Source organism: Streptomyces albiaxialis, assembly GCF_039530985.1.
Taxonomy (GTDB): domain Bacteria; phylum Actinomycetota; class Actinomycetes; order Streptomycetales; family Streptomycetaceae; genus Streptomyces; species Streptomyces albiaxialis.
In genome coordinates, this window is sequence record NZ_BAAAPE010000001.1 from 555,767 (window position 1) to 572,464 (window position 16,698).

The 16,698-nt window shown below is 73.6% G+C and carries 15 protein-coding genes and 1 riboswitch; of the genes, 6 read left to right on the forward strand and 9 right to left on the reverse strand.

All coding sequences use genetic code 11. From position 1 onward, the window contains the following. Positions 1 to 49: 49 nt before the first annotated feature. From ABD343_RS02540 to thrC, 3 genes are all read right to left on the reverse strand, one after another. A complete protein-coding gene (locus ABD343_RS02540) occupies positions 50 to 253 on the reverse strand; it encodes a cold-shock protein (protein ID WP_016472377.1) in 204 nt (67 codons plus the stop codon). A 407-nt stretch (positions 254 to 660) separates the two neighbouring features. Further along, on the reverse strand, positions 661 to 936 hold the full coding sequence (locus ABD343_RS02545; protein ID WP_344523452.1) for a MoaD/ThiS family protein: 276 nt from the start codon (positions 934 to 936) through the stop codon (positions 661 to 663). A gap of 44 nt (positions 937 to 980) precedes the next feature. Next, positions 981 to 2,288 (reverse strand): threonine synthase, encoded by a 1,308-nt coding sequence (thrC, locus tag ABD343_RS02550; protein WP_344523454.1) that lies wholly within the window; start codon positions 2,286 to 2,288, stop codon positions 981 to 983. 17 nt (positions 2,289 to 2,305) lie between these two features. Then, positions 2,306 to 2,448: riboswitch (SAM riboswitch) on the reverse strand. 155 nt (positions 2,449 to 2,603) lie between these two features. Here thrC and ABD343_RS02555 point away from each other — a divergent pair. Together ABD343_RS02555 and ABD343_RS02560 are read left to right on the forward strand one after the other, a co-directional pair. After that, a complete protein-coding gene (locus ABD343_RS02555) occupies positions 2,604 to 3,548 on the forward strand; it encodes a glucosyl-3-phosphoglycerate synthase (RefSeq protein WP_344523456.1) in 945 nt (314 codons plus the stop codon). 29 nt (positions 3,549 to 3,577) lie between these two features. Next, positions 3,578 to 5,038, forward strand: a complete 1,461-nt coding sequence (locus ABD343_RS02560; RefSeq protein ID WP_344523458.1) for an alpha,alpha-trehalose-phosphate synthase (UDP-forming) — start codon at positions 3,578 to 3,580, stop codon at positions 5,036 to 5,038. On the opposite strand, the gene otsB is transcribed toward ABD343_RS02560, so the two are convergent. Together otsB and ABD343_RS02570 are read right to left on the reverse strand one after the other, a co-directional pair. Further along, positions 5,027 to 5,875, reverse strand: coding sequence for a trehalose-phosphatase (otsB, locus tag ABD343_RS02565; RefSeq protein WP_344523460.1), 849 nt, complete (start codon positions 5,873 to 5,875; stop codon positions 5,027 to 5,029). The genes ABD343_RS02560 and otsB overlap by 12 nt on opposite strands. A gap of 92 nt (positions 5,876 to 5,967) precedes the next feature. Then, on the reverse strand, positions 5,968 to 7,170 hold the full coding sequence (locus tag ABD343_RS02570; protein WP_344523462.1) for a YbfB/YjiJ family MFS transporter: 1,203 nt from the start codon (positions 7,168 to 7,170) through the stop codon (positions 5,968 to 5,970). Between the two features lie 97 nt (positions 7,171 to 7,267). Here ABD343_RS02570 and ABD343_RS02575 point away from each other — a divergent pair, with 97 nt between their 5' ends. Next, positions 7,268 to 8,299: a GlxA family transcriptional regulator gene (locus ABD343_RS02575; protein WP_425578095.1), complete on the forward strand. Its 1,032-nt coding sequence runs from the start codon at positions 7,268 to 7,270 to the stop codon at positions 8,297 to 8,299. Here ABD343_RS02575 and ABD343_RS02580 read toward each other — a convergent pair. Further along, positions 8,250 to 8,492: a DUF3263 domain-containing protein gene (locus ABD343_RS02580; RefSeq protein ID WP_344523466.1), complete on the reverse strand. Its 243-nt coding sequence runs from the start codon at positions 8,490 to 8,492 to the stop codon at positions 8,250 to 8,252. The genes ABD343_RS02575 and ABD343_RS02580 overlap by 50 nt on opposite strands. Before the next feature lie 19 nt (positions 8,493 to 8,511). Beyond that, entirely contained in the window at positions 8,512 to 9,789 is a 1,278-nt protein-coding gene (locus tag ABD343_RS02585) for an extracellular solute-binding protein (RefSeq protein WP_344524355.1), read from the reverse strand. Between the two features lie 278 nt (positions 9,790 to 10,067). Here ABD343_RS02585 and ABD343_RS02590 point away from each other — a divergent pair, with 278 nt between their 5' ends. The 3 genes from ABD343_RS02590 to ABD343_RS02600 all read left to right on the forward strand — a co-directional run bounded on the left by ABD343_RS02590 (position 10,068) and on the right by ABD343_RS02600 (position 13,422). Next, entirely contained in the window at positions 10,068 to 11,066 is a 999-nt protein-coding gene (locus ABD343_RS02590) for an ROK family protein (RefSeq protein WP_344523468.1), read from the forward strand. Continuing rightward, positions 11,063 to 12,214: an N-acetylglucosamine-6-phosphate deacetylase gene (nagA, locus tag ABD343_RS02595; protein ID WP_344523470.1), complete on the forward strand. Its 1,152-nt coding sequence runs from the start codon at positions 11,063 to 11,065 to the stop codon at positions 12,212 to 12,214. Before ABD343_RS02590 ends, nagA begins: the two co-directional genes overlap by 4 nt. A 266-nt stretch (positions 12,215 to 12,480) precedes the next feature. After that, positions 12,481 to 13,422, forward strand: coding sequence for a 1-phosphofructokinase family hexose kinase (locus ABD343_RS02600; RefSeq protein WP_344524357.1), 942 nt, complete (start codon positions 12,481 to 12,483; stop codon positions 13,420 to 13,422). Positions 13,423 to 13,446: 24 nt separating this feature from the next. Here ABD343_RS02600 and ABD343_RS02605 read toward each other — a convergent pair whose 3' ends face one another. After that, complete coding sequence (locus ABD343_RS02605) at positions 13,447 to 14,412, reverse strand: carbohydrate-binding protein (RefSeq protein ID WP_344523472.1); 966 nt, start codon at positions 14,410 to 14,412, stop codon at positions 13,447 to 13,449. Between the two features lie 167 nt (positions 14,413 to 14,579). Further along, entirely contained in the window at positions 14,580 to 16,571 is a 1,992-nt protein-coding gene (locus ABD343_RS02610) for a sensor domain-containing diguanylate cyclase (protein WP_344523474.1), read from the reverse strand. Positions 16,572 to 16,698 lie beyond the last annotated feature (127 nt).

The window sequence follows — 16,698 nt, forward strand, 5'->3', positions numbered from 1 at the left end:
CCGTCCGGGGTGCGGCCCCTCCTCTCAGTTCGCGCAGTCCGGTCGGCGCTCAGCCGGTCACGCGGACCATGTCCGCCTGCGGCCCCTTCTGACCCTGCGAGATCTCGAACTCGACCCGCTGCCCTTCATCCAGGGTGCGGTAACCGTCCATCTGAATCGCGCTGTAGTGGACGAACACGTCCGCACCACCGTCGACCGCGATGAAGCCGTACCCCTTCTCCGCGTTGAACCACTTGACGGTGCCCTGAGCCATTCCTAACTCCCCTATTACTGGCCCTTGCACGAGCCCGCACCTCGCGAACCCGGGTCAGACCTCACCCCCAAACCGGGACCAATCCGGAGGGGGCGTGCGCCGGAACGCGTCGACCGCCGCTGAATGTATCTGCACGGACGCCCTCCGCAACAGGTCAATCGGACGAGAATTCTGGGCACGGCCGATCGGATAAATCTCCTCAACCGCGGGGAAAGCAGGGCAAGTCGGGCCGGGCATAGGGGACCTACACGACAATTAGCACCCCGATTTCGGGCACAACTTGTCGCGTTCTCATATGCGTTCGGCAAACGCGCGGGAGGGACTCCCGTCACTCTACCGCCTTCCGAAACGCGGAATCGCCCACTCCGCCTGTCGGCGAAGGGGCGATTCCGTGTGGATTCGATCTTTCAGCCGCCGGCGACCGCCGGAATGATCGAAATGCCCGCGCCGTCCGGCGTCGGCGTCTCCAGGCCCTGCTCGAAGCGCACGTCGTCGTCGTTCACGTACACGTTCACGAAGCGGCGGAGCTTGCCCGTGTCGTCGAGCACGCGGGCGCCGATACCGGCGTGGTTCTTCTCCAGGTCGGCCAGGACCTCGCTGAGGGTCGCGCCCTCGGCGCTCACCTCGGCCTGCCCGCCGGTGTAGGTGCGGAGGATGGTGGGGATGCGGACGTTCACGCTCATGCTTCTTCTTCCTCTCTGGGGGCGGGGCCCGGACGCTCGGGCGCTCAGGCGAGCCCGGCGTCGCGGAACGCGTCGAGGCTGGGGCGGATGACGGCCGTGGGCCGCGAGGTCGGCGCCACGGCGTCCAGCGTCTTGAGCCCGTCGCCCGTGTTCAGCACGACCGTGGTGAGCGAGGGGTCGATCGCGCCGGACTCGATCAGCTTGCGGGTGACGCCCAGCGTGACCCCGCCCGCGGTCTCCGCGAAGACGCCCTCGGTGCGGGCCAGCAGCTTCATCGCGTCGACGATCTGCTCGTCGTTCACATCGTCCACCGCGCCGCCGGTGCGGCGGCAGATGTCGATGACGTACGGCCCGTCCGCCGGGTCGCCGATGGCGAGGGACTTGGCGATGGTGTCCGGCTTCTTGACGGGGCGGACCGCGTCGGTCCCGTCCTTGTACGCGCGCGAGACCGGCGAGCAGCCCTCGGCCTGCGCGGCGAAGATCTGGAACGGCTTGTCCTCGACCAGGCCCAGCCTCACCAGCTCGCGCAGCCCCTTGTCGATCTTCACGAGCTGGCAGCCCGAGGCGACCGGGATCACGATCTGGTCGGGCAGCTCCCAGCCGAGCTGCTCGCAGATCTCGTACGCCAGGGTCTTGGACCCCTCCGCGTAGAACGGACGCAGATTGACGTTGGTGAAGCCCCAGCCCTCGCCGAGCGGGTCGCCGATCAGCTCGGAGCAGAAGCGGTTCACGTCGTCGTAGGTGCCGTCGATGGCGACCAGCTCGCCCCCGTAGACCGCGGCCATGACGACCTTGGACTGCTCCAGGCCGTCCGGGATGAAGACGCAGGAGCGCAGGCCCGCGCGGGCCGCGGCGGCGCCGACGGCACCGGCCAGATTGCCGGTGGAGGAGCAGGAGAGCGTGGTGAAGCCGAAGGCGCGGGCGGCCTCCAGCGCGATGGCGACCGGGCGGTCCTTGAAGGAGTGCGTCGGATTGCCGGAGTCGTCCTTCACGTACAGCCCGCCGGTGACGCCCAGCTCGGCCGCGAGGCGGTCGGCCTGGACGAGCGGGGTGAGGCCCGGGTTCAGGTTCGGCTTCGCCGCCACGTCGGAGGGGACGGGGAGCAGCGGGGCGTACCGCCACATGTTCGCCGGGCCCGCCGCGATACGGGCGCGGAGCGCCTCGGGGTCGCCGCCCGGCAGCTCGTAGGCCACCTCCAGCGGCCCGAAACACTCCAGGCACACGAAGCTGGGGCCGAGCGGGGTGCGGGTGCCGCACTCACGGCAGGAGAGCGCGACGGCGGGACCGAGATCGTACGCGGAGGTGGTGGCGGCGGAGGTGCCGGTGGTGCTTTCCACTGCTTGCACAGCCATGGAGGCGAGGCCCTTTCTCCTCATCTTCCCCGTGGCGGATCTCGTCACGGGCCGGAATTGGCACCGTCCCCACGCGGGGCCTCGCCGGACGAATGGCGTGGCTCGCGGGATGGTTGCCGGGGCTTCAACGGGCCGTTCCCTCTGCCCCTCTGGATGAGCTGCTATGGCGCTGGCCCGCAGGCCAGGCATTTGTCACATCTCACGTGCGAACCCCGGCATGCGAGGTTCACGCGCGTTGTTCAAGACTGTAACCGACACCTCTGACACTTGAGATAGTCGTCCGAACCGCGAGATGGATCACAGGAAGGCGCGCCCGTGCTCGACGAAGTGGGCCACTGGCTGCGGCGCCGCTCTTGGAACGCCGCCGACCGGCCGCTCGACCAGCTCCTCGCCGCCAAGCGCCGCACCGGCACCACGGTCAGCGTGGTCCTGCCCGCGCTGGACGAGGAGGAGACGGTCGGCCGCATCGTCTCCGTCATCCGCCGCGACCTGTCCGCGCTCGTCGACGAGCTGGTGGTGATGGACTCCGGCTCGACCGACCGTACCGCCGAGGTCGCCGCGGCGGCGGGCGCCAAGGTGATCCACCGCGACGAGGTGCTGCCCCGGCTGCCGCCCAGCCCCGGCAAGGGCGAGGTCCTGTGGCGCTCGCTGCTGGCCACGCACGGCGACGTCGTCTGCTTCGTCGACGCCGACCTGCGCGAGTTCTCCGCGTCCTTCGTCTCCGGCATCGTCGGCCCGCTGCTCACCGACCCGGACGTCGCGTTCGTGAAGGCCATGTACGACCGCCCGCTGGACGGTCTCCCGGCGGGCGGGGGCCGGGTGACGGAGCTGGTGGCCCGCCCGCTGCTGAACCTGCACTGGCCGCGCCTGGCCGGCGTCGTCCAGCCGCTGGGCGGGGAGTACGCGGCGCGGCGCTCGCTGCTGGAGCGCCTGCCCTTCCCCGTGGGGTACGGGGTGGAGCTGGCCCTGCTCATCGACGCGCTGGAGACCGCGGGCCTCGACGCGCTCGCCCAGGTCGACGTCGGCGTGCGCCACCACCGCCACCAGGACGGCCAGGCCCTGGGCCGCATGGCCGCGGCGATCTACGCGACGGCGGAGCGGCGGCTGCCCCGGGGCAGCGGCCGGGGCCTGACCCCGCTCATCCAGTTCGACCGGGACGCCTCCGGCGCGTTCGTGCCGAGGGACCACGTCCTGGTGACCGAGGAGCGCCCGCCGATGCGCACCGTTCCGGAGTACGCGCCGCGCGGCACATACGTTTGAGCGCGAGGGCCGACGGCTAAGCTCCGCGCATGGCCGCTGGCGCATCTTCCCAGGTACTTGTGGCGTCCAACCGGGGCCCCGTCGCGTATGCCCTCGGGGCCGACGGCGGGCTCACCCCCCGGCGCGGCGGCGGCGGACTCGTCTCCGGTCTCTCGGCGATCGGGCCCGGCGCGGGGGCCGTATGGGTCTGCGCGGCGCTCGGCGAGGGCGACCGGGAGGCGGCCCGGCGGGCCGGGCAGCGGCTGACCCCCGAGGACACGGGCGGCCAGGCCGTACGGATGCTGGACATCGCACCCGAGGTCTTCGAGGCCGCGTACCACGGGGTGGCCAACTCGGTGCTGTGGTTCGTCCACCACATGCTGTACGAGACGCCGCTGGAGCCCTCCTTCGACGCGGAGTTCGCCCGGGAGTGGGCGGACTACGAGGCGTACAACACCGCGTTCGCCGACGCGCTCGCCGAGGAGGCGGGGCACGGCGCGGCGGTGCTGGTGCAGGACTACCACCTCACGCTCGTCCCCCGGCTGCTCCGCGAGCGGCGGCCCGACCTGCGCATCGGCCACTTCTCGCACACGCCCTGGGCGCCGCCGGACTACTACAGGATGCTGCCCGACGACGTGGCCGGGGAGGTGCTGCGCGGGATCCTCGGCGCCGACCGGGCGGCGTTCCTGACCCTGCGCTGGGCGGAGGCGTTCGCGGACTGCTGCGCGCGGGTGCTGGGCGCGGAGGTGCGGCGGGAGCCCTTCCGCGTGATCCACGAGGAAGGTACGACCGCGATCGGCGTGCACGGGCTCGGGGCCGACGCGGACTTCCTGCGCGAGCGCGCGCACCGCGCGGACGTGGCCGGGCGGATGGAGCAGTTGCGCGAGCAGATCGGGCACGGCCCGGACGGAGCGGCCCGCAGGACGGTCGTCCGGGTGGACCGCACCGAGCTGTCGAAGAACATCGTGCGCGGCCTGCACGCGTACCGGCGGCTGCTCGCCGACCGGCCCGAGTGGCGCGAGCGCGTCGTGCACCTCGCGTTCGCCTACCCCTCGCGCCAGGACCTGAGGGTCTACCGCGCCTACACGGAGGAGGTCGCGCGCGTCGCGGAGGGGATCAACGAGGAGTTCGGCGTCCCGGGCTGGACGCCCGTCCTCCTGCACGTCGAGGACGACTTCGCGCGCTCCCTCGCGGCGTACCGCCTCGCGGACGTCGCGCTGGTCAATCCGATCCGCGACGGGATGAACCTCGTCGCGAAGGAGGTCCCCGTCGTCTCCGACGAGGGCTGCGCCCTGGTCCTCTCGCGCGAGGCGGGCGCGTACGAGGAGCTGCGCGAGGACGCGTTCGAGGTCAACCCGTACGACGTGCGGGGCACGGCCGAGGCGCTGCACGCGGGGCTCACGCTGGAGCGGTCCGCGCGCGCCGAGCGCACGAAGCGGCTCGCGACGGCGGCCACCGCGCTGCCGCCCGCCCAGTGGTTCCTGGACCAGCTCGACGCGCTACGCGCCTGACAGCTCCTCCGCCAGCTCCTCCAGGAAGGCGACGACGCCCTCGGGGCCCGGCACCAGCACATCCGCCCGGGCGGCCAGTTCGGGCACCGACTCGCCCGTGCCGGTGGCCGAGCTGCACACCAGCAGGCCGGGCACGCCCTCGCCCCGCAGCTCCTCGACCGCCCCGTAGGCGGCCAGGTCGCCCAGGTCGTCGCCCGCGTACGCGACGGCCCGCGCCGTCTTCTCCCGTACGAACTCCCTGAGCGCGGCGCCCTTGTCGGCGCCCGGCGGGCGGAGTTCGAGCACCATGCGGCCGGGCTCGACGATCAGCCCGTGGCGGGCGGCGAGCGCGGCGAGGGGCTCGCGGAGGAGGGCGAGGGCGCCGTCGGGGTCGGCCGTGCGCCGGGTGTGGACGGCGAGGGCCCGGCCCTTGTCCTCGGTCCAGGTGCCCTCGGGCGCGCCCAGCTCCGCGAGGAGCGGCGGGAGTCCGGCCCGTACGGCCGCGACGCCGGGCGGCGGGGGCGCGGCGTGCACCTCGCCGGTGGCGGCGTCCCAGCGCTCGGCGCCGTACGCGCCGAGCACGGTGAGGTGTCCGAGCCCCTCGACGGCGGCGAACCCGCCGTACGCGACGGCCTCCTCGGCGGGGCGCCCGGTGATCACGGCGACGGCCCGCAGCCGCGGCGCGAGCCGCGCGAGCGCGGGCACGGCCCCCGGGTGGGCCCGCGCCTTCGCCGGGTCCGGCACGATGGGCGCCAGCGTCCCGTCGAAGTCGAGCGCGAGCACCGCGTGTTCGGGGACGCGGAGCAACGCGTCCAGCCCTTCTCTCCCGGCACCCGTCAGAGGCTCAGCGAATGGCATGCCTGAAGCCTAGAGGGACGACCGTGAAGGGGCAGGCCCCTGAGCTCGGGCGGTCTGCGGCCGTGCCCCGCTCGCGCAGTTCCCCGCGCCCCTCACGGGGCACGTCCGACGGGGCACACCTCGGCTTCTCTCTCCCGGGTGGAGCGCTCGGTTCGGGGGCGTACCGCCAGGGAGAGGGTGCCCAGAGCCGCCGTCACGGCGAGGGCGAGGCGCAGGCCGTACGTGTCGGCGGCGAGCCCGAGCACGGCGGGCCCCGCCAGCGTGCCCAGGCCGAGGAAGAAGACCGTGGCGCTGAAGCCCGTCGAGGGCTGGTCGGGAAAGACACGGTGGCTCCATACCGCCAGCAGGCCGGAGCCCGCCATGAAGCACGGCCCGTACAGCACCGCGGAGAGGAGCAGCGCGGGCGGCGAGCCCGGCGCTGCCGCCAGCAGCGCGGTCGCCACGGCCATCCCCGCGAACAACACGGTGTGCACGCGGCGCAGCCCGAACCGCCCGATGGCGCCACCCGTCAGCACGCCCGCGACCCCCGCGAGCCCCATCGCCGTCCAGAACACCGGGACGGCGGCCACGCTCCCCCCGGCGCTCGCCTCCACCGCCTCCACCGCGAACGCCCAGTAGACGGCCCCGACGAGCCCGTACAGCACCGCCGTCAGATGCACCGGCACGGCGCCGGGCCGCAGGAACCAGCGCGGGCCCGGCCATGAGCGGACGGGGGCGGTCCGCGCGGCGCCGTGCGGACCGCTCGGCAGGACGCGGGCGTTCCAGAGCGTGGCGGCCAGGGCCGCCGCCCCGAAGAGCGTCCACACCGGCCGCCAGCCCGTGCCGTGCCCGATCAGCGCGAGCGGGCCGGAGACGGCGACGGCGCACGCCGTACCGGTGGCGATGGCGCCCGCCACGGCCTGCTGACGCGCACGCGGCACCAGCCGGTCGACGGCGTCCGAGTACGGCGCCCAGGCCCAGCCGGGGCTGCTCCCGGCCAGCACCAGCCCGCCGACCAGCCAGGCCGTGCTGTCCGCCGACGCGACGACCAGGCTGCCCGTCGCCGCGCACAGGCCGCCGGTCACCACCAGCGGCCGGGGGCCGAGCCGGGCGACGAGGGCGCCGACCACGAGCAGCGCGGCGAGGTAACCGGCGTAGCTCGCGCTGCCGATCAGCCCTACGTCCGTGACGGACAGCCCGAAGTCGGCGCGGAACTCGGGGAGGAAGAGCCCGTAGCCGTAGCGGGCGAAGCCGAAGGAGACCCCGATGGCGGCCATCCCGGCGCCGGTGAGCTGGAACGTCCTCGTACGTCGCATGGGCCCACCCTGTGCGCGGGGCGCCCCGCGCACCATTGGCGTAAAAGACAGGGCCCCGTAGATTTACGCCATGAGCCCCGCCATGAGCAGCCCCGCCATGAGCCCCGCGCCCCCGGACCGTGTCCGCGTCACCGTCCCCGTCCTGGAGCACACGGCCCTCTTCGAACTGGCCGTCCCCTGCGCCGTCTTCGAGGAGCCGCGTTACGCGCTCACGCTCTGCGGCACGGCCCCGGACGGCGGCGGCCACCTCGCGCGGGGCCTCCGGCTGGAGACGGAGCGCGGGCTGGAGGCGGTCGCCGAGGCGGACCTGGTCGTGGTCCCGGCCTGCGTCATGGGCGACCACGTCTCGCGGCCCGAGCTGCTGGAGGCCCTGCGCGCGGCGTACGCGCGGGGCGCGCGGATCGCCTCCCTGTGCTCGGGGGCGTTCGTCCTGGCGGAGGCGGGTCTGCTGGACGGGCGTACGGCGGCGACGCACTGGATGTACGCGGACGAGCTGCGTCGCCGGTTCCCCTCGGTCCGGGTCGACGAACACTCCCTCTACGTCGACGACGGCCAGGTCCTCACCAGCGCGGGCACCGCCGCCGCGATCGACCTGTGCCTGCACCTCGTCCGGCGCGACTTCGGCGCCGCCGCTGCCGCCGAGGTGGCCCGCCGCCTGGTGGTGGCCCCGCACCGGGAGGGCGACCAGGCGCAGTACGTGCCGGCGCCGCCGGTTCCCGTCCGGTCCGAGGACGCGCTGGCGCCCGTCCTCGACTGGGCGCTGGCGCGGCTGCACGAGCCGCTCGCGATCGGGGACCTGGCGGCGCGGGCGGGCATGAGCACCCGTTCCTTCGGCCGTCACTTCGCGGGGGAGACGGGCACGACTCCGCTGAAGTGGCTCAACCGGCAGCGCCTCGCGCGCGCCCGCGAGCTGCTGGAGTCCACCGAGCTGCCCGTGGAGTCGGTGGCGGCGCGCAGCGGTCTGGGCACGGCCGACGGGCTGCGCCAGCACTTCCGCCGGGAGCTGGGCACCACCCCGGCGGCCTACCGCCGTACGTTCCGCGCCCCCGAGGCCCGGGCGAGGTCTGCCGCGTCCGGGCCTAGCGCGTCCGGTCCCGGCGTTCCTGGCGGCGGCGGCGCAGGCGGTTGACGGTGACCGGGTCGTGGGCGAGGGCGCGGGGGTCGTCGAGGAGGGCGTTGAGGAGCTGGTAATACCTCGTCGGCGAGATACCCAGCCGTTCCCGTATGGCCCGCTCCTTGGTGCCGGGCGCGGACCAGCCCACCCGTTCCAGCGCGAGTATCGCCTCGTCCTGGTCGGACAGCCCCTGCCCCTGCTCGCTCATGCTCTCCAACGTACCGGGCCTACTCCGAGCGCTCCTCCGACTCCGCGGAGCGCTGGATGGCCCCGAGGACGGCGGCGGGGTCGCCGCCGGGCTCGACGGCCTTGCCGATGTTCTTCTTGATGTCGGCGCTGGTCCCGGCCCAGGAGACCTTGCCCGCGGGGTAGAACTCGGCGTCCGGGAGCTGGTCCAGGAAGCGCCACAGCTCCTTGTGCCTGCGGTCGCCCCGCATCCGCTCGGTGGCCGAGGTGGTGACCGGCATCAGGTCGTAGCGGTCGGCGAAGGCGTAGTGGTTCTTCTCGCGGTAGACGTAGTCGAGGAACTTGCGGCACTCCAGCCGGTGGCCGTTCTGCTTGAAGGCCATCATCCAGTCGGCGACGCCGAGCGTGGCCTCGGAGGGTCCGCCCTTGCCGGGGATACGGCCGGTGCCGTACGAGATCTTGCCGCGGTCGGCCTGCTGCATCAGCGTGGGGTGGCCGTTGAGCATGCCGACGTCGCCCTCGCTGAAGGCGTCGAAGAGGGTCTGCCGGTCGATGCGTCCTGGCTTGCCGCCGGTGAGGCCGGGCTTGACCAGGTTGTCGCGGATCCAGGCGAAGGTGTCGATGTTCGCCGCGGAGTTGATCGTGTAGTTGCCGACGGTGTCGGTGTAGCCGCCGCCCCCGCCGAGCATCCAGATCAGCGTCTCGGCCGGTGCCTCCTCGCGCCCGAGCGGCAGCCCGTACGGGTACTTCACGCCCGCGTCCTTGAGCTTCCGCGCGGCGGCCTTGAGGGCCTTCCAGCTCTGCGGCGGGTCGTCGGGGTCGAGCCCGGCCTTCGCGAAGAGGTCCTTGTTGTAGAAGAGCAGCCGGGTGCTGGAGACGAACGGCAGCCCGTACTGGACGCGCCGCACCTCGCCCGCCTCGGCGAGGCCGGTGAGGAAGTCGGCCTGGACGGGGATCGAGAGCAGCTCGTTGGCCTTGTAGAGCTTGCCCTCCGCCGCGTAGTCGGCGTACGCGCCGATCTGGGCGAGGTCCGGCGCCTCGCCCGCCTTGACCATCTCGGCGACCTTCCGGTCCACCTCCGACCAGCTATGGACGGCGACGTCGACGCGGACGCCGGGGTGCTTCTCGGTGAAGGACGCCGCGAGGTCCTTCCAGTACTTCTCGGAGCTGTTCTCCCCGGAGTCCCCGTAGTCGGCGGCGACGAGCTTGAGGGTCACCTCGTCGGAGCCGGGACCTGAGTCGCATCCTGCCGCCGTCATCCCGACGGCACCGGCCGCGCCCGTGGCGGCGGCCAGGCTCAGGAATCGCCGTCGTTCCATCATTCCGATACCCCTCAAACCCCTGCCGTGGCCTGGTGTCTCCCTGCCACGGGTCGTGCTGATCGTGCTGAGCGCCCGTAAATGTTCGATGTACGTTCACTTGCGCACTGTTGCGCGGTGTCGCGCGCCGAGTCTCTCTTGTGTGCCCTCATAGGTCTACACCAGTGTGCGCATCGCCACGGAATCCGTCATTCCTCCCCCGCACACGGGCACACCGCGGGAAAGATCCCCTGAAGTGGACTAGACCTATTCTGTCCTCTCGCGGGACACTGCTACGTGTGAGTACCTCTGACTACGCCGCCGTCCCGTACGCCGCTGTCCCGTACGTGGTCGCCCTGGACGTGGGCGGCACCGGAATGAAGGCCGCCCTGATCGGCGCGGACAACGAGTTGCTACACGAGGCGCGCCGCCCCACCGAACGCGAGCGCGGCCCGGAGGCGGTGGTCGAGGGCGTCCTCGCCTTCGCGGCCGAGCTGCGCGCCCTCGGCGTCGAGCGGTACGGGACGGAGCCCCTGGCCGCGGGCGTCGCCGTGCCCGGCACCATCGACGAGGCGAACGGCATCGCCGTCTTCTCCGCCAACCTCGGCTGGCGCGACGTGCCGTTCCGCGCGCTGCTGCGCGAGCGGTTCGCCGACGGCCGCCCCGCCGGCATGCCCCCGCTGCCCGTCGCCCTCGGGCACGACGTCCGTACGGGCGGCCTCGCCGAGGGCCGGATCGGCGCGGGCGAGGGCGTCGACCGCTACCTCTTCGTGCCGCTCGGCACCGGCATCGCCGGGGCCATCGGCATCGACGGCAAGGTCGAGCCCGGCGCGCACGGCGCCGCGGGCGAGATCGGCCACATCGTCGTACGCCCCGACGGGCCGCCCTGCGGCTGCGGGCAGCGCGGCTGCCTGGAGCGGCTGGCCTCCGCCTCCGCCGTCGGCCTCGCCTGGGCCGAGGCGTGCGGCGACCCGCAGGCCACGGCCGCCGACGCGGCGAAGGCCGTCGAGTCGGGGGACCCGCGCGCGCTCGCCGTCTGGCGCGACGCCGTCGACGCGCTCGCCACCGGCCTCGTCACGGGACTCACCCTGCTGGACCCCCGCACACTGATCATCGGCGGTGGCCTGGCCGAGGCAGGCGACACCCTCTTCGTTCCGCTCCGGGAGGCGGTCCGCGAGAAGGTCACGTTCCAGCCCCTCCCGGCCATCGTGCCCGCGGCCCTCGGGGACGCCGCGGGCTGCCTGGGCGCGGGTCTCCTCGCCTGGGATCTTCACTCCGCGGAGGTTGCGAGCCGATGACCAAGCGAACGGTGCTGACCGGGGCACGTGTGGTGCTGCCGGAAGGCGTGCGGGAGGACGGCAGACTCGTCGTCGAGGGCGCCACCCTCGCCGAGGACGCCGTCGGCGCCGGCGCGCCGGACACGAGCCTCGACCTGTCGGGCCACTGGATCGTGCCCGGCTTCGTGGACATGCACATCCACGGCGGCGGCGGGGCCTCCTTCTCCGCGGGCACGGCCGAGGAGGCCATGACCGCCATCCGCACCCACCGCGAGCACGGCACGACCACCCTGGTCGCCTCCACCGTCACCGGCGACCTCGACGACCTGTGCCGCCAGGCGGCGGCGCTCGGCGAACTGGCCGAGCAGGGCGAGCTGGCGGGCGTCCACTTCGAGGGCCCGTTCATCTCCTGCGAGCGGCGCGGCGCGCACGACCCCGCGCTACTGCGGGACCCCGACCCGGCGGACGTGCGCAAGCTGCTCGACGCGGCGCGCGGCACCGCGAAGATGATGACGCTGGCGCCCGAGCGCCCCGGCGGCCTGGAGTCCGTACGGCTGCTCGCCGAGAGCGGCGTCATCGCGGCCGTCGGCCACACCGACACGGACTACGACGGCACGCTGGAGGCCATCGAGGCGGGCGCCACGGTCGCCACGCACCTCTTCAACGCGATGCCGCCGCTCGGCCACCGCGCGCCGGGCCCGATCCCCGCCCTGCTGGAGGACGAGCGGGTCACCGTCGAGCTGATCAACGACGGCACCCATCTGCACCCCTCCGTGCTGGAGCTGGCGTTCGGCAGCGCGGGCGCGGGGCGCGTCGCGCTGATCACCGACGCGATGGGCGCCGCGGGCATGGAGGACGGCCGCTACCCGCTCGGACCGCTGGAGGTCGAGGTCAAGGACGGCGTGGCCCGCCTCATCGAGGGCGGCTCCATCGCGGGCTCGACCCTCACGCTCGACTCCGCGTTCCGCCGCTCCGTCGTCGTCGACGGAATTCCGGTCCCGGACGTCGTCCGGGCCATCTCCGCCAACCCGGCCCGCCTCCTCGGCGTCGACGACAAGGTGGGCTCCCTGGAGCCGGGCAAGTACGCGGACCTCGTCGTCCTGGACGAGGACTTCGCCCTGGCGGGCGTCATGCGGAGGGGTGAGTGGGTGGTCAGACCCCCGCTCTGACGTTCCGATTGCGCGCGCAGTTCCCCGCGCTCCTGACGGGTGCTCCGAGGAGTGCCCTCAAGGGGCGCGGGGAACTGCGCGACCAGCCACGGCGCAAGCCGCAGACTGCGACGCTCGGCGCGGGGCAGCCCCTGAGCAGCCCCGATGCCGGGCACGGGCAAGTCGGGGCACGGACTAGAAGCGGCGCCGCACCCCTGGCATGATCGCTCACGCGTTCGCGCAAGAGCGCACACAAGGTCGTCGCGGAGAAGGCGGTGCGCAGCACGATGTTCCTGACGGTCACGCTCAATGCCGCGCTCGACCTGACGTACCGCGTCCGGCGGCTGGAGCCCCACGCGTCGCACCGGATACGCGAGGTCACCGAGCGCCCCGGCGGCAAGGGCCTCAACGTGGCCCGCGTGCTGGCCGCGCTCGGGCACGGGGCGACCGTCACCGGGTTCGTCGGCGGCGGCACGGGCGAGGAGCTGCGCGGCCACCTCGCCGGGGAGCCCGGGGTGCGGGACGCGCTCGTCCCCGTCTCCGGCACCACCCGCCGCACGGTCGGCGTCGTCGACGAGACGACCGGCGACACCACGCAGTTCAACGAGCCGGGGCCGCACGTCTCGCCCGCCGAGTGGACCGCCTTCCTCGGCGCCTACCGCGAGCTGCTGCGCGAGGACGTCCGCGCCGTCGCGCTCTGCGGCAGCCTGCCGCCCGGCGTGCCCGTGGGCGCGTACGCGGCGCTCGTGCGCGAGGCCCGCGCCGCCGGGGTGCCCGCGCTGCTCGACACCAGCGGCGAGCCGCTGCGCCGGGGCCTCGCCGCGCGCCCCGAGCTGATCAAGCCGAACGCCCAGGAGCTGGCCGACATCACCGGCACCACCGATCCGCTGCGCGCGGCCCGCGGGGCCCAGCGGCGCGGCGCCCGTTCGGTGGCGGCCTCGCTCGGCGCCGACGGGATGCTGCTGGTCACCCCCGACGGCCTCTGGCACGCCGACCCGGTCGAGCGGCTGGCGGGCAACCCCACGGGCGCGGGCGACTCCGCCGTGGCCGCGCTGCTGTCGGGGCTCGCCGAGGGGCTGGCGTGGCGGGACATGCTGGCCCGCGCCGTCGCGCTGTCGGCCGCGACCGTACGGGCGCCCGCCGCGGGCGAGTTCGACGCCGACACGTACGCGCGGCTGCTCCCCCTCGTCCGGATCAGCGAGCCGGAGGAGCCGGACGTCCCGGCATGAGCGGGGACGGGGGAAGGGCGGGTCTCAGCTCTTGACCCAGCCCTCCTTGAGCCAGAACTGGTCGAGGTTGAAGTTGCACTTGTTGCCGTCGCCGCAGGAGATCTGGACGCGGTTCTTGCCCTTCTTCAGGTCGACCCACGCGAAGGTCTTGGTCCAGCCCGCCTCCCAGTCGCCCTTCTTGGCGCCCGAGAAGTTCTTCATGCTGACGGGCCGGGGGATCTTCTCCCCGTTGATCGTCAGCGTCGAGTTGGCGTCCTCGCCCGGGACCCCGTAGCGCACGAAGACCGTGTACTTGCCGGGCTTCGGGATGTTCTTCATCGTCCAGGTGACCGAGGCGCCGGGCTGGTTCATGCCGCCGACGTACGTGCCGCCCTTGCCCTGCGCCTTGGCGACGTCCTTGGCGGGCGCGGCCCCGCCCGCGAGCGTCGCGCCCGCCGCGTCCTTGCGGGGCGGCAGCCCGGCGGGCGGCGCGGGCTTGTCCCTGGCCTTGTCCTTGGCGTCGTCCTGACCGCCCTTGTCCTTCTGCTCCTGGCCGCCGGGCTTCTCCTGGGCCTGCGCGGCCTTGCCGTCGTCGTTGAAGACGATGGCCGCGCCGATGCCCGCGACGACCGCCGCGACGACCGCGATGGCGCCGATCAGCAGGCCGTTCCTGTTCCGCCTGACGCCGCGCCCCGGGCCGCCGGGTCCCGCGCCCTGGCCGCCCTGCCGCGCCGCCGCACGCCCGCCGGGCATGGTCTCGGGTGCCGCGTAGTGCGCGTTGGGCTGCTGCTGCGGGGGGACCGTCGGGGGCTGTGCCGGCGGCTGGTACGTCTGCGCCTGCGCGCCTCCGTACTGCCGCTCGCCGACCGCGCGGACCTGGTTGTACGAACGACGCGGGACGCCGGGCTGCTGGGCCGTCGTGCCCGCGCTGCCCTCCTGCCGGTACAGGTAGGCGAACGGGTCCTCGTCGCCCTCCGGCGCCGCACCCGTGCCGTTGTTCTCGGCGGTCATCCCCTTCACTCCCTACTGCGTCAGGTATCCGGCGAGCCTACCTCCCCCGGACTACCCGGACGCCTGCCCCAGAATGATCCACAAACCATCCACACGTGGCCGCAGGGGCCCAACGCGGCACTCATCGCGAGTTCACCTGGAGGCTAACCGTCCCGGGGCCGCCGTCCTCACCCCGCCCGCCGCTGCCCCTTGGACCGGGAGCGCTTCTCGACGTACATCCGCTGGTCGGCGGATTGCAGGATCTCCTCGGCCGTCATGCCGCAGGCCGCCCAGCCGATGCCGAAGCTCGCGCCGACCCGCACCGAGCGGTTGTCGACGCGGATCGGCGGAATGATCGCGTTCCGCAGCCGGACGGCGAGGTCCTGGGCCTCGGAGGGGCCGAGCCCGTCGGCGAGGACCACGAACTCGTCGCCGCCCATCCGCGCCACCGTGTCGTTGTCCCGCACGCCGCCGGAGAGGCGGCGGGCGACCTCGACGAGGACCGCGTCGCCGCTGTGGTGCCCGAACCGGTCGTTGATCGACTTGAAGCCGTCCAGGTCGCAGAAGAGGACGGCGAGCCCCTTCTCCCCGGGCCCGTCGCCCTCCGGCGGCCTGGCGTGCACATGGTGCGGGTCCGGCCTGCCGCCGGGCCCGCCCGGCGCCCCGGGGATGCCGGGGCCGCCCACGGTGAACGGCAGCGCTCCGGGCCGGGCGGGGCCGCCGAACTCCTCGGGCACCTCGACCCGGGGCGGGGAGCCGTCCGGGGCGAAACCGTCCGCGGCGTATCCGTCGTACCCCTCATAGCCCTCGTACCCCTCGTACGCGCCCTGGGGCGCGTGGGTGCCGTACGCGCCGGGGGCGCCAGGGGTGCCGGGGGCGCCGTGCGCGTGGGCGTTCGGGTCCTGGGGCTGCCAGGTGCCCTCGTAGTTCTCCGAGCCGTCGTACGGCACCTCGGGCCCGTACCCCCGGGCGGCCTCGAAGGCGCCGAGGCCGGGCGTGCGGTCGTGGGTGCCCCAGCCGTGCCGGGGGTCGGCGGCGCCCAGCTCGTGATTGCCCGCGGCCTCCAGGCGCGCGACGTCCGAGACGGCGGGGCCGCCGCGGCCCGGCTGGGCGCACAGCCGGCTGTTGAGCCGGGCGCGCAGCTCGGCGCTGTTGGGCAGGCCGGTGAGCGAGTCGTGGCTGGCGCGGTGCGCGAGCTGCAGCTCGTGCCGCTTGCGCTCCTCGATGTCCTCGACGTGGGTCAGCAGATACCGCGGCCCGTCCGCCGCGTCGGCCACGACCGAGTTGCGCAGCGACACCCAGACGTACGAGCCGTCGCGCCGCGCGAGGCGCAGCTCGGCCCGGCCGCCCTCGGCGGAGGTCCGCAGCAGGGTGCCGATGTCCTCGGGGTGGACCAGGTCGGAGAAGGAGTAGCGCCGCATGGCCGTGGCGGGGCGGCCCAGCAGGCGGCACAGCGCGTCGTTGATCCGCAGCAGCCGCCCGTGCTGGTCGCCGCCCATCTCGGCGACGGCCATGCCGCTCGGCGCGTACTCGAACGCCTGCCGGAAGCTCTCCTCGCTCGCGCGCAGCGCCTGCTGCTCGCGCTCCAGCCGGACCAGGGCCCGCTGCATGTTCGAGCGCAGGCGCGCGTTGCTGATCGCGATGGCGGCCTGCGACGCGTACATCTGCAAGGCCTCGCAGCCCCAGGCGCCGGGCCTGCGGCCGTTGCGCGGCTTGTCGACGGACAGGACGCCGAGCAGCTCGCCGTCCGAGGCGTAGAGCGGGGCGAAGAGGCGGTCCATGGGGTGCCAGCCGTCGTTGTGCTGCGGCACGATGCCCGTCGCGTGCCACTGCGGGACGTCGTCGTCGTCCAGCACCCAGCCCTCGGTGTACGGGATGAAGCGGAGCGAGCCCCACTGCTCGCCCATCGTCAGCCGGCGCTCCCAGGAGGCGCGGGAGCCGACGCGGCCCGCCATCATCGCCTCGGCCGCCGGGCTGCCCGCGACGGCGGCGACGACGAGATCGCCGTCGGCCCGCACCAGGTTCACCGCCGCGATCTCGAAGCCCAGCCCCTCGACCACGCCGTCCGCCACGGTCTGGAGCGTGTCGGCCAGGCTACGGGCAGTATTGAGCTGCGCCACGACATGGTGCAACATACGCAGACTGGCGAGGCGGACATAGGGCTCCGACTCGGTTTCCATCGCCCTCCCCCTGAGCCTTGTACGTCATCTCCAGGTGCTCGCGGGACTTCCTGACGTCGCGGTCCGACTGCCACGGCCACTGAATCACAGCGAGCTGTTCACCCGGTACACAGGGTCAACAATTAAT